Genomic DNA, 11335 nt, shown 5'->3' on the forward strand with positions numbered 1-11335 from the left:
GACTTCGCTCAGTGCGAACGGAGGTGGGGATCAGAGTTCCCGCGCTTCCTCGACCAGCATCACCGGCACGCCGTCGCGGATCGGATAGGCCAGCCCCGCCGCCTCCGACACCAGTTCCTGGGCGACTTCGTCATAGCGCAGCGGCGTCCGCGTCACCGGGCAGACCAGCCGTTCGAGCAGCCAGGGGTCCAGGCTCATTGCAGCGTCACCCGATCCTCGCCGTCATGGCGACCGAAAAATTGCATCAGCTGGATGATCAGCTCGGCGCGCTGCTCCAGATCGGGCGCCTCGAGCAGCGCCTGCTTGGCGGCGATGTCGAAGGGCGCGATCTGCGCGATGCCGTTGACCAGGCTCTCGTCATCCAGCCGCCCGACCGCGTCCCAATCGACCGCATAGCCCTGAAGCTCGGCAAAGCGGCGCGATTCCTGCTCCAGCGAGGCGCGGCGGCCGAGCGACAACAGGTCCTCGTCCACCACCGGCAGCAACTCCGCCTCGACCTGACGGAAGGGCGTCGTCACCGTCAGCTCGCGGACGATGCGGAACAGCGACACCCCCTCCAGCACGAGGTTGTAGCGGCCATCCTCCATCGCCTCGACCTCGGCGATGCGGCCGACACAGCCCATCTGGTAGAGGCTGGGCGTATCGCCATCGCCCGAGGGCTGGACCATGCCGATCCGCCGGTCGCGCGCCATCGCGTCGGAGACGAGCGCCCGGTAGCGCGGCTCGAAGATGTGCAGCGGCAGCGGCATCCCCGGAAAGAGGATCGCACCCGCCAGCGGAAAGATCGAGAGCCGCGCCATGGGGCGTTATCCGAACAGGATGGCGGACAGCCGCCGCCGCTGCTGCGACACCCAGGGGTCGGTCATGCCGACCACCTCGAACAGCTTGAGCAGCTGCTGCCGCGCGGCATCCTCGTTCCAGCTGCGGTCGGCGGCAACGATGTGGAGCAGATTGTCCGCCGCACCGTCACGGTCGCCCGCCGCCATCTGCGCGTTCGCCAGCGCGAACCGCTTCTCGTGATCGTCCGGATCAGCCGCGACCTCGGCCGCCAGACCGGCATAATCCGCCGCCGGTGGGGCCGAACGCGCCAGCGCGACCGCAGCCATCGCGCGGTGGATGGCGGGGTCTTTGGCAAGCTCCTGCGGCAGCGCCTCGGTCGCGGCCTCGGCCTCCTCGACCCGGCCCGCGCCGAGCAGCGCGCGGATATGCCCCGACAGCACGGCGGGATGGTCGGGCGCCATGTCGAGCAGCTGCTGGAAGATCGACACCGCGCGCTCGGCGTCACCGGCCTCCAGCACTTCCTCGCCCATCGCGATCAGCGGTTCCAGCTCGGCCGCCGCGTCCGCCGCCTCCGACTGGATCGGCAATTGCTTGAGCAGCTGGTCCAGCGTCGCGCGCAACGCGCTTTCGGTGCGCGCGCTGGTCAGGTCGGCGACCAGCTGCCCCTGGAACATCGCATAGACGGTGGGGATCGATCGGATCTGGAATTGGTTGGCGATGAACTGGTTCTTGTCGGTGTCGATCTTGGCCAGCACCACGCCCTTGTCGGCATAGTCGGCGGCGACCTTTTCCAGCGTCGGGCCCAGCGCCTTGCACGGCCCGCACCATTCGGCCCAGAAATCGAGGATGACCAGCTTGGTCATCGACGGCTCTACGACATCGCGGCGGAAGGCGGTGACGGCCTCCTTCTCGGCGGGCGACATTCCCAACGTGGCCAAAAGACGCTCCTTTACGTGTTGCCCACCCTATGTGGGCGAGGGCGGTCGGTAATGAAAGGCCGAAGCCGCAATCAGCCGTTCAGCCGTGCGATCGTCCGGTCGCGCCCGATCAGCGGCAGGAGCGCGGCCATGTCCGGCCCCTGCGCGCGGCCGGTCAGCGCCAGGCGCAGCGGCAGGAACAGCGTCTTGCCCTTGCGCCCCGTGGCGTCCTTCAGCGCGGCGGTCAGCGCGTGCCAGGGGTCGTTCGCCCAGTCGATCCGCGCGGCGACCTCCGCCGCCTGCGCCAGATAAGCGCGGTCGTCCCCGGCGGGCTCCGGCGCATCGACCGGCCCCTCGATCACCTGCCACCAGTCCGCCGCCTCGGCGACGGTGGCGAGGTTCGGGCGCACCGCCTCCCATTCCGCCTCGCCCATGCCGGTGGGCAGCCGCTTCGCGACCGCTTCGTAAGGCGTCTGGTGCAGGATACGCGCATTCAGCTGCGCCAGTTCGCCCTCGTCGAAGCGCGCGGGCGCGCGGCCGAAGCGCGTGAAATCGAACCCGGCGATCAGCGGGGCCATGTCGGCGACCGGCTCGACCGGATCGCTGGTCCCGATCCGTGCGAGGAGCGCGCGCACCGCCTGCGGCTCGATGCCAATCTCCCGGAAGTGATCGACGCCCAGCGAGCCGAGTCGCTTGGACAGCTTGCCCTCGTTGCCGGTCAGCAGCGCGGCATGGGCGAAGCGCGGCAATTCGGCCCCCAGCGCCTGGAACATCTGAATCTGGAGCGCGGTGTTGGAGACATGGTCCTCGCCGCGCACCACCTGGGTCACGCCCATGTCGATATCGTCGATGACCGAGGGGAGCATGTAGAGCCAGCTGCCGTCGGCGCGGCGGATCACCGGATCGCTCATCGTCGCGGGGTCGAAACGCTGGGCCCCGCGCACCGCATCGTCCCATTCGATCGCCGCGCCGTGATCGAGCTTGAACCGCCAGTGCGGGCGAACGCCCTCGCCTTCCAGCTTCGCCCGATCCTCGTCGGTCAGGGCCAGCGCGGCGCGGTCGTACACCGGGGGCAGGCCGCGCCCGAGCTGAATCTTGCGCTTCAGGTCGAGTTCCTGCGCGCTTTCATAGGCGGGGTACACATGGCCGCTCGCGACCAGCTCGGCGAAGCGCGCCTCGTACAGCGCGAAACGTTGCGACTGGCGGACCTCCGCATCGGGGTTCAGCCCCAGCCACTGCAAATCCGCCCGGATCGCATCGACATAGCGTTCCTCGCTCCGCTCGGCATCGGTGTCGTCGATGCGCAGCAGGAAGCGCCCGCCGGCCTTTTGCGCGTACATCCAGTTGTGCAGCGCGGTGCGGATATTGCCGACATGCAGCCGCCCGGTGGGCGAGGGAGCGAAACGGGTCACGGTCATGCCTGGCGCCATAATCCGGGAATCGCCTTTGCGCTATTGTGACAGCGCGATTAAAGGGGCCGCGAGTAACGGGCTGTCTGCGGGGACGGGATACCACCATGAAATTGATGACCGGCAATTCGAACCTGCCGCTGGCGAAGGCGATCTCCTCCTATCTGGAGGTGCCGCTGACGGAAGCGCTGGTACGCCGCTTCGCCGACGAGGAGATCTTCGTCGAGATCCAGGAGAATGTGCGCGGCGAGGACGTGTTCGTGATCCAGTCGACCGGCTATCCGGTCAACGACAACCTCATGGAACTCCTCATCATGATCGACGCGCTGAAGCGCGCGTCGGCCAGCCGTATCACGGCGGTGATCCCCTATTTCGGCTATGCCCGCCAGGATCGGAAGCCCGGGCCCCGCACGCCGATCTCGGCCAAGCTGGTCGCCAACCTGATCACCGTGGCGGGCGCCGACCGCGTCCTGTCGGTCGACCTGCATGCCGGGCAGATCCAGGGCTTCTTCGATATCCCGACCGACAATCTCTATGCCGCGCCGGTCATGTCGGCGGACATCCTCGCGCGGTTCAAGAACGACAATCTGATGGTCGTGTCGCCCGACGTCGGCGGCGTGGTCCGCGCGCGCCAGCTCGCCAAGCGGCTGAACAACGCGCCGCTCGCCATCGTCGACAAGCGTCGCGAGCGCGCGGGCGAGTCGGAGGTGATGAACATCATCGGCGACGTCGAGGGGCGCTTCTGCATCCTGATCGACGATATCGTCGACTCGGCGGGCACGCTGTGCAACGCGGCGGCCGCTTTGCGCCAGGCGGGGGCGCAGGACGTCGTCGCCTATGTCACCCACGGCGTCCTGTCGGGCGGCGCGGTGGCGCGGGTCGATGGTTCGGAACTGCGCGAGCTGGTCATCACCGACTCGATCGGCAACCACGAGTCGATCGGCACCACCGCCAAGATCCGGCACCTGCCCATCGCCCCGCTGCTGGGCGAGGCGATCAAGCGCATCGCGGACGAGACCAGCGTGTCGAGCCTGTTCGATTGAGTCTTTGACGGGCGCAAGTCGTAGGCGTTTCGTGCGCGGCTGGCCCCCACCCCAAACCCCTCCCCCCTACCGGGAGGAGGGGCTTAGAATACGCGCAAGCCGGTCGAACCAGGCACGCCCCTCCCGCAGGCGGGAGGGGATGGGGGAGGGTCGGGTCTAGGTGAGACGATCACGGCGCTCGCTCTAGAAAAAGTCAGCGATTGCCCAGCGCGACGATATGCTCGAACACCGCCGGGTGGAGCGGCTTGGAAAAGGCGCAGCCATATTTGAACCGGTCGCGCCAGGCGATCACCGCCTCCAGCGGGGCGAGCCCCGGCAGGGTCAGCCAGACGATCGTGCCCGGCCACAGGGTGAAGCTGGTCTCGGCCCGGAAGCCCTCTTGCGACAGGTCGACCACGTCGATCTCGAACCGGGTCTGCCCCTTGTCGCGCAGATGGGCCCGCATCCGCACCGCCTGCCGAAGCGAACGGCGAAGTTCCTGGCCTTGGACGGGCTCGAAGGGCGGTGTGAAGACCGGTTTTTCCATGACGCTCCCGCTATGGCCAAACAAGGTTACTTTTCCGTCAACGCGGCATCCCGGGCTTCCGCCGCACCGGCCGGTCGCCGCACCCCGGCATGCGCCCGGCGCTTCAACTCCGCCTTCAACGCCTCGGGGCGCGGCGCGACCAGGAAACCGAAACTGACCGTGCCCTGCTTGGTTTCCACGACATGGTGCAGCCGGTGCGCCTGGATGATCCGCTTCATGTAATCGGACTTGGGCAGATAGCGGGTCGGCAGCCGCTTGTGCACGATCACGTCATGGAACCCGAAATAGATCGCGCCATAGGCCGCGATCCCTGCCCCGATCCAGGTGAAGCCGCTCCACCAGCCCAGCTGCGCGCCGCCCAGGATCATCACGAAGGACGGCACCGCGAAGATCGCCGCGTACAGGTCGTTCAGCTCCCAGTTGCCGGTGCGCGGGCGATGATGGCTTTCGTGCAGGAACCAGCCCGGCCCATGCATGATCCAGCGATGCGCCGCATAGGCGAATCCCTCCATGAAGATCACGGTGCCGAGGAACAGGAGAATGCCGAGAGCCCAGTGCATCGGACCGATATAGAACAGCCGCACGGAATTTGCTCGCATTTCCATACATCGCGCGGATCGAACGGCATGACGCACTGCGTTTCGCACTTGCGATGCAATTGCAATAGAACGCTTTCGGGGTGGATTTGTGGCCCGGCCTGTGCTTTAGCGCGAAGCAATTTCCCTAGAACCACCCGAGAGGCGGAAGGCTAGCGCATGAACATCCACGAATATCAGGCCAAGGAATTGCTCGCCAAGTTCGGCGTGCCCGTCCCCGCCGGCTTCGCCGCGATGACCGTCGAGGAGGCCGTCGAGGCGTCGTCCAAGCTCCCCGGACCGCTCTACGTCGTCAAGGCGCAGATCCATGCGGGCGGCCGCGGCAAGGGCAAGTTCAAGGAACTCGGCCCCGACGCCAAGGGCGGTGTCCGCCTGGCCAAAATGCCTGAGGAAGTCCGTGCGCACGCCACCGACATGCTGGGCAACACGCTGGTCACCATCCAGACCGGCGAAGCGGGCAAGCAGGTCAACCGCCTGTACGTGACCGACGGCGTCGACATCGCCAAGGAATTCTACCTCGCGCTGCTCGTCAACCGCGCGACCGGCCGCGTCTCGATGGTCGCCTCGACCGAGGGCGGCATGGACATCGAGACCGTGGCGCATGACACGCCCGAGAAGATCCACTCGATCGACATCGACACCGCGACCGGCTTCATGCCGCATCACGGCCGCGCCGTCGCCGCCGCGCTGGAACTGACCGGCGACCTCGCCAAGCAGGCCGCGAACGTCGCGTCGAAGCTGTACGCCGCGTTCCTGGGCACCGATGCCGAGCAGATCGAGATCAACCCGCTCGCCGTCACCGAGGACGGCAAGCTGATGGTGCTCGACGCCAAGGTCGGCTTCGACGGCAACGCCATGTTCCGTCACAAGGACCTGATGGAACTGCGCGACACCACCGAAGAAGACGCGATGGAGCTGGAGGCGTCGAAGTACGACCTGGCCTACATCAAGCTCGACGGTGACATCGGCTGCATGGTCAACGGCGCCGGCCTCGCCATGGCGACGATGGACATCATCAAGCTGAACGGCATGTTCCCGGCCAACTTCCTCGACGTCGGCGGCGGCGCGAACAAGGAGAAGGTCACCGCGGCGTTCAAGATCATCCTGAGCGATCCCGCCGTGAAGGGCATCCTGGTCAACATCTTCGGCGGCATCATGCGTTGCGACATCATCGCCGACGGCATCGTCGCGGCGGCGAAGGAAGTGAACCTGCAGGTTCCGCTGGTCGTCCGCCTCGAGGGTACGAATGTCGAGAAGGGCAAGGAAATCCTCGCCAATTCGGGTCTCGCCATCGTCCCCGCCAACGATCTGGGCGACGCCGCCAAGAAGATCGTCGCCGAGGTTCAGAAGGTCGCCTAAACCGCACCTTCGGCCCTGACGGACCGATATAGGGGGGCTCGGGCGGAAACGTCCGGGCCCCTTTCTCGTTGGTCGGGCGTAACTCTTGCGATGCGGTCGCAAGCCCGCCAAAGACGGCGGCATGATGGGCTATCCAGCCGGGAAGGAATCGCGATGAAGATCGTCGTGCCCGTGAAGCGGGTGTTGGACTATAACGTGAAGCCGCGGGTGAAGGCGGACGGGACGGGCGTCGATCTGGCGAACGTGAAGATGTCGATGAACCCGTTCGACGAGATCGCGGTGGAAGAGGCGATTCGGCTGAAGGAGAAGGGGGCGGCGACCGAAGTGGTCGTCGTCTCGATCGGCGAGCCCAAGGCGGCGGACACGCTGCGCACTGCGCTTGCCATGGGCGCGGACCGCGCGATCCTCATCACCGCCGACCAGGCGCCCGAGCCGCTGGGCGTCGCCAAGCTGCTCGCCAAGGTGGTCGAGGAGGAACAGCCCGGCCTCGTGATCCTGGGCAAGCAGGCGATCGACGGCGACAACAACCAGACCGGCCAGATGCTGGCGGGCCTGCTCGGCTGGGCGCAGGGGACGTTTGCCTCCAAGGTCGAGATCGACGGACAGAGCGCCAACGTGACCCGCGAGGTCGATGGCGGTCTGGAGACGGTGGCGCTGACGCTGCCTGCGATCGTGACGACTGACCTGCGTCTGAACGAGCCGCGCTATGCCAGCTTGCCCAACATCATGAAGGCCAAGTCCAAGCCGATGGCGACCAAGACGGCGGCCGATTACGGCGTCGACATCGCACCCCGGCTGACGATCACCCATGTCGCCGAACCCGGCAAGCGCCAGGCGGGCGTCAAGGTCGGCTCGGTCGACGAGCTGGTCGAGAAACTCAAAGCACTGGGAGTGGCCAAGTGAAGACGCTGGTATGGGTCGAGCATGACGGCGGGACCGTCAAGGATGCCACGCTGGCGACCGTCACGGCGGCCGCCAAGCTGGGCGAGGTGCATCTGATCGTCGCCGGTCAGGGTGTGGACGGCGTCGCGCAGGCCGCCGCGAAGATCGCAGGCGTCGGCAAGGTCCATGTCGCCGACGACGCGGCGTACGCCAATGCGCTCGCCGAGAATGTCGCGCCGCTGATTGCCGAGCTGATGGGCCATCACGACGCCTTCCTCGCGCCCTCGACCACCACCGGCAAGAATATCGCGCCGCGCGTCGCCGCCCTCATCGACGTGATGCAGATTTCGGACATCCTGTCGGTCGAGGGTCCGGACAGCTTCACCCGGCCGATCTATGCGGGCAACGCGATTGCGACCGTCAAGACGACCGACGCCAAGCTGGTGCTGACCGTCCGCACCACCGCCTTTGAAAAGGCGGCGGCCGAGGGTGGCTCGGGCACCATCGAGGTCCTCCCGACCACGGGCGATGCGGCCAAGTCCCGCTTCGTCGGCGCGGAGAAGGCCGAGAATGCCCGGCCGGAACTGACCAGCGCCAAGGTCATCGTCTCGGGCGGTCGCGCGCTGGGTTCGGAGGAGCAGTTCCATGCGCTGATCGACCCGCTCGCCGACAAGCTGGGTGCCGCCGTCGGTGCATCCCGTGCGGCGGTCGATGCGGGCTATGCCCCCAACGACTATCAGGTCGGCCAGACCGGCAAGATCGTCGCGCCCGAAGTCTATGTCGCGGTCGGCATCTCGGGCGCGATCCAGCATCTGGCGGGGATGAAGGACTCCAAGGTCATCGTCGCGATCAACAAGGACGAGGATGCCCCGATCTTCCAGGTGGCGGACATCGGCCTGGTCGGCGATCTGTTCACCGTCGTCCCGGAACTGACCGACAAGGTCTGAGGATAGTTCGCGCGGAGGACGCGGAGAGGGTTCCTTCTCCGCGGAAACCAACATTCCTCCCCTGCAAGGGGAGGTGGCAGGCCGAAGGCCTGACGGAGGGGTGTCAGCGCCAACGAGAGTGCGACACCCCTCCACCAGCTTCGCTGGTCCCCCTCCCCTTGCAGGGGAGGATTTGGAACTTCCCTTTCGTCTCCGGCCGCGCGACACTCGCCGCCATGATCGGCCGTCATCTTCGCATCACCGGACGCGTGCAGGGCGTCGGATATCGTTACTGGTTCCTCGGCCGTGCCGAAGCGCTGGGGCTGACCGGCTGGGTCCGCAACCGGGACGACGGCGCGGTCGAAGCGGTGGTGCAGGGGCCCGAGGACAAGGTCGCGGCAATCATCGCCGAGGCCCGGTCGGGACCGCCCGCCGCGCGGGTCGATCAGGTCGATACGACCGAGCAACCAGTCGATGCCATGCTCACCCGATTCGAGCAGCGCCCGACATGCTGATCGCGCTCTTCCTCGCCCAGGCCGCCGATCCCGCCGTCACGCGCCGCGTCGACTCGGTACTCGCCCGCGCGCCGATCGTCGACGGGCATAACGACCTACCCTGGGAGTTGCGCGACACGGGCGTCACCCCCGAGTCGCCCTCGCTCGCGACCGACACCGCCGCGCTGCCCCATCCGCTCCAGACCGACCTGCCCCGGCTCAAGCGCGGCGGGGTCGGCGGGCAATTCTGGTCGGTCTGGATTCCCGCCGACGTCACCGGCCCGCGCGCGGTCGAGATGACGCTGGAACAGATCGACCGCGTCCACCGCCTCGTCGCCGCGCATCCCAACCGGATGGCGATGGCGCGCACCGCCGGGGACGTCCGCCGGATCGCGCAGACGGGCCGCATCGCCTCGCTGATCGGGGTCGAGGGCGGGCATCAGATCGACGGGCGGCTGGCGGTGCTGCGCCAGTATAAGGCGCTCGGCGTCGCCTATCTGACGCTGACCCATGGCCGCAGCCTGGCCTGGGCCGATTCGTCGACCGATGCCCCACACGCCAACGGGCTCAGCGCCTTTGGCCGCGCGGTCGTGGCCGAGATGAACCGGATCGGCATGATCGTCGATGTCGCGCATGTCTCGGACGCGACGATGGCGGCGGTGCTGGACGTCAGCAAGGCGCCGGTCATCGCCTCGCACTCCGACGCGCGCGCGTTGGCGGATGCGCCGCGCAACATCCCCGACGCGCTGCTCCGCCGGATCGGCGCGGGCGGCGGGGTGGTGATGGTGAATTGCTATCCCGCCTTTCTGTCGAGCGCCTGGCGGGCCTGGGACGCGCGGCGTACGGCATTCGCGAAATCGGTCGGCGTGCCCGCCAATGTCTATGGCGCGCGCTCCCCAGCGCCGCTGGTCGCCTGGGACGCCGCGAACCCCGCCCCGCGCGTGACCGCGACGATGGTCGCCGACCATATCGAGCATATCGCCCGGATCGCAGGGCGCGGTGCGGTGGGCTTTGGCGGCGATTATGACGGGATCAACGGCACCGGGCCGGAGGGGATGACCGGCGTCGACGGCTATCCGCTGGTGCTGGCCGAGCTGGTCCGGCGCGGCTGGAGCGATGCCGATCTCGCGGGGTTGACCAGCGGCAATATCCTGCGCGTGATGGCGCGGGTCGAGGCGGTGGCGAAAGGCCTCAGTGCGACAGCACCGGACGATTCGATCGATCCGCTGGCCCGTTGAGCGTGTCTCCGGCGAATCGCATCGCGATCAGCCAGATCGCAAAGCCGCCCAGCGCCAGTCCGCAGCCGACATAGCCGGTCGAGGTCCAGCCCAGCCCATGCGCGATGGCAAGCCCGCCCGCCCAGGGGCCGATGGCATTGGCGGTGTTGAACGCCGAATGGTTGAGCGCGGCGGCCAGCCCCTGCCCCTCGCCCGCCACGTCCATCAGCCGCGTCTGGAGCACCGTGCCCAGCGCGCCGCCCAGCCCGATGGCAAAGACATTGGGCAGGATCGTCCACAGGCTCCCCGCCGCCAGCGGATAGAGCGCCAGCATCGCCGCCGACCAGAGCAGCAGCCCCCCGGCCGTCGGCATCAGCGCGCGATCGGCGAAGCGCGGCACGACGATATTGCCGATCGTCATCCCCAGCCCGAAGACCGCCAGCACGAGCGGGATGGTCGCGGTGGACGTGCCCGTCACCTCGGTCAGCGTCGCGGCCAGATAGGTATAGACGGCGAACATGCCACCAAAGCCGATCGCCCCGATCGCCAGCGTCAGCCAGACCTGCCCGCGACCCAGCGCCGCCAGCTCGCGCCGGATGGTCGCGCCCTCGTCCGGCCGGTCATGCGGCGCGGCGATCCAGACAAGGGTCGCGGTCAGCAGCGCGAGCCCCGCGACCACCCCGAACACCCAGCGCCAGTTGAGCCACTGCCCCAGCATCTGTGCCAATGGTACGCCGATGACCGTCGCCACCGTCAGCCCCAGCATGATCCGCCCGACCGCGACCGTCCGCCGATCCTCGGGCACCAGCGAGGCGGCGACCAGCGCCGCGATCCCGAAATAGGCCCCGTGCGGCAGGCCGCTGAGAAAGCGGAAGAACAGCATCCAGTGATAATCGGGCGCCAGCGCGGACAGGCCGTTGCCGACCGCGAACATCAGCATCAGCGCGATCAGCAGCGTGCGCCGCGCCAGCCGGGCCGACAGCACCGCCAGCATCGGCGCGCCCACCACCACGCCCAGCGCATAGGCGCTGATGACATGGCCCGCGGTCGGCGCATCGATGCCCAGCCCGCGCGCCAGATCGGGCTCCAGGCTCATCGCGGCGAATTCGGTGGTGCCGATCGCAAAGCCGCCCACCGCCAGCGCGGTATGGACGATGCCGGGGGGAAATGTCCGCGCCATGAAGAT

The 11335-nt window shown here is 67.8% G+C and carries 13 protein-coding genes; 6 read left to right on the forward strand and 7 right to left on the reverse strand.

Annotated features, from left to right (window positions below):
* Nucleotides 1-30: 30 nt before the first annotated feature.
* From QE385_RS10915 to gltX, 4 genes are all read right to left on the reverse strand, one after another.
* On the reverse strand, nt 31-198 hold the full coding sequence (locus QE385_RS10915; RefSeq protein WP_307101725.1) for a Trm112 family protein: 168 nt from the start codon (nt 196-198) through the stop codon (nt 31-33).
* On the reverse strand, nt 195-800 hold the full coding sequence (locus QE385_RS10920; protein ID WP_307101727.1) for an LON peptidase substrate-binding domain-containing protein: 606 nt from the start codon (nt 798-800) through the stop codon (nt 195-197). Before QE385_RS10920 ends, QE385_RS10915 begins: the two co-directional genes overlap by 4 nt.
* A gap of 6 nt (nt 801-806) precedes the next feature.
* A complete protein-coding gene (locus QE385_RS10925; protein WP_307104684.1) occupies nt 807-1703 on the reverse strand; it encodes a tetratricopeptide repeat protein in 897 nt (298 codons plus the stop codon).
* Between the two features lie 86 nt (nt 1704-1789).
* Entirely contained in the window at nt 1790-3115 is a 1326-nt protein-coding gene (gene gltX / locus QE385_RS10930) for a glutamate--tRNA ligase (RefSeq protein ID WP_307101729.1), read from the reverse strand.
* Nucleotides 3116-3213: 98 nt separating this feature from the next.
* Here gltX and QE385_RS10935 point away from each other — a divergent pair, with 98 nt between their 5' ends.
* Complete coding sequence (locus QE385_RS10935) at nt 3214-4149, forward strand: ribose-phosphate pyrophosphokinase (protein ID WP_307101731.1); 936 nt, start codon at nt 3214-3216, stop codon at nt 4147-4149.
* 193 nt (nt 4150-4342) lie between these two features.
* On the opposite strand, the gene QE385_RS10940 is transcribed toward QE385_RS10935, so the two are convergent.
* Nucleotides 4343-4675: a pilus assembly protein PilZ gene (locus tag QE385_RS10940; RefSeq protein ID WP_307101732.1), complete on the reverse strand. Its 333-nt coding sequence runs from the start codon at nt 4673-4675 to the stop codon at nt 4343-4345.
* 26 nt (nt 4676-4701) lie between these two features.
* Nucleotides 4702-5235 carry a sterol desaturase family protein gene (locus QE385_RS10945; RefSeq protein ID WP_307104686.1) on the reverse strand — a complete coding sequence of 178 codons (534 nt, stop codon included), beginning with the start codon at nt 5233-5235 and terminating at the stop codon, nt 4702-4704.
* A 195-nt stretch (nt 5236-5430) separates the two neighbouring features.
* Here QE385_RS10945 and sucC point away from each other — a divergent pair, with 195 nt between their 5' ends.
* The 5 genes from sucC (at nt 5431) to QE385_RS10970 (ending at nt 10170) form a co-directional block, all read left to right on the forward strand.
* Nucleotides 5431-6630: an ADP-forming succinate--CoA ligase subunit beta gene (gene sucC, locus QE385_RS10950; RefSeq protein ID WP_307101734.1), complete on the forward strand. Its 1200-nt coding sequence runs from the start codon at nt 5431-5433 to the stop codon at nt 6628-6630.
* A gap of 153 nt (nt 6631-6783) precedes the next feature.
* Nucleotides 6784-7533: an electron transfer flavoprotein subunit beta/FixA family protein gene (locus QE385_RS10955; protein ID WP_307101736.1), complete on the forward strand. Its 750-nt coding sequence runs from the start codon at nt 6784-6786 to the stop codon at nt 7531-7533.
* The gene (locus tag QE385_RS10960; protein ID WP_307101738.1) at nt 7530-8459 is read left to right on the forward strand and encodes an electron transfer flavoprotein subunit alpha/FixB family protein; all 930 of its coding nucleotides are present in this window, start codon (nt 7530-7532) and stop codon (nt 8457-8459) included. The genes QE385_RS10955 and QE385_RS10960 overlap by 4 nt, the downstream gene beginning before the upstream one ends.
* 215 nt (nt 8460-8674) lie before the next feature.
* Entirely contained in the window at nt 8675-8953 is a 279-nt protein-coding gene (locus QE385_RS10965) for an acylphosphatase (protein WP_307101741.1), read from the forward strand.
* Nucleotides 8947-10170, forward strand: coding sequence for a dipeptidase (locus QE385_RS10970; protein WP_307101743.1), 1224 nt, complete (start codon nt 8947-8949; stop codon nt 10168-10170). Before QE385_RS10965 ends, QE385_RS10970 begins: the two co-directional genes overlap by 7 nt.
* On the opposite strand, the gene QE385_RS10975 is transcribed toward QE385_RS10970, so the two are convergent.
* Entirely contained in the window at nt 10124-11329 is a 1206-nt protein-coding gene (locus QE385_RS10975) for an MFS transporter (RefSeq protein ID WP_307101745.1), read from the reverse strand. The genes QE385_RS10970 and QE385_RS10975 overlap by 47 nt on opposite strands.
* Nucleotides 11330-11335: the final 6 nt, after the last annotated feature.

This window comes from Sphingomonas sp. SORGH_AS_0950, assembly GCF_030818415.1.
GTDB lineage: Bacteria > Pseudomonadota > Alphaproteobacteria > Sphingomonadales > Sphingomonadaceae > Sphingomonas.

What these genes read in the sequence shown, in the direction of transcription:
- QE385_RS10945 (WP_307104686.1), bottom strand. Translation starts at nt 5,235, where the DNA reads ATGCACTGGGCTCTCGGCATTCTCCTGTTCCTCGGCACCGTGATCTTC.
- QE385_RS10940 (WP_307101732.1), bottom strand. Translation starts at nt 4,675, where the DNA reads ATGGAAAAACCGGTCTTCACACCGCCCTTCGAGCCCGTCCAAGGCCAG.
- QE385_RS10975 (WP_307101745.1), bottom strand. Translation starts at nt 11,329, where the DNA reads ATGGCGCGGACATTTCCCCCCGGCATCGTCCATACCGCGCTGGCGGTG.
- sucC (WP_307101734.1), top strand. Translation starts at nt 5,431, where the DNA reads ATGAACATCCACGAATATCAGGCCAAGGAATTGCTCGCCAAGTTCGGC.
- QE385_RS10920 (WP_307101727.1), bottom strand. Translation starts at nt 800, where the DNA reads ATGGCGCGGCTCTCGATCTTTCCGCTGGCGGGTGCGATCCTCTTTCCG.
- QE385_RS10915 (WP_307101725.1), bottom strand. Translation starts at nt 198, where the DNA reads ATGAGCCTGGACCCCTGGCTGCTCGAACGGCTGGTCTGCCCGGTGACG.
- gltX (WP_307101729.1), bottom strand. Translation starts at nt 3,115, where the DNA reads ATGACCGTGACCCGTTTCGCTCCCTCGCCCACCGGGCGGCTGCATGTC.
- QE385_RS10955 (WP_307101736.1), top strand. Translation starts at nt 6,784, where the DNA reads ATGAAGATCGTCGTGCCCGTGAAGCGGGTGTTGGACTATAACGTGAAG.
- QE385_RS10935 (WP_307101731.1), top strand. Translation starts at nt 3,214, where the DNA reads ATGAAATTGATGACCGGCAATTCGAACCTGCCGCTGGCGAAGGCGATC.
- QE385_RS10965 (WP_307101741.1), top strand. Translation starts at nt 8,675, where the DNA reads ATGATCGGCCGTCATCTTCGCATCACCGGACGCGTGCAGGGCGTCGGA.
- QE385_RS10925 (WP_307104684.1), bottom strand. Translation starts at nt 1,703, where the DNA reads ATGTCGCCCGCCGAGAAGGAGGCCGTCACCGCCTTCCGCCGCGATGTC.
- QE385_RS10970 (WP_307101743.1), top strand. Translation starts at nt 8,947, where the DNA reads ATGCTGATCGCGCTCTTCCTCGCCCAGGCCGCCGATCCCGCCGTCACG.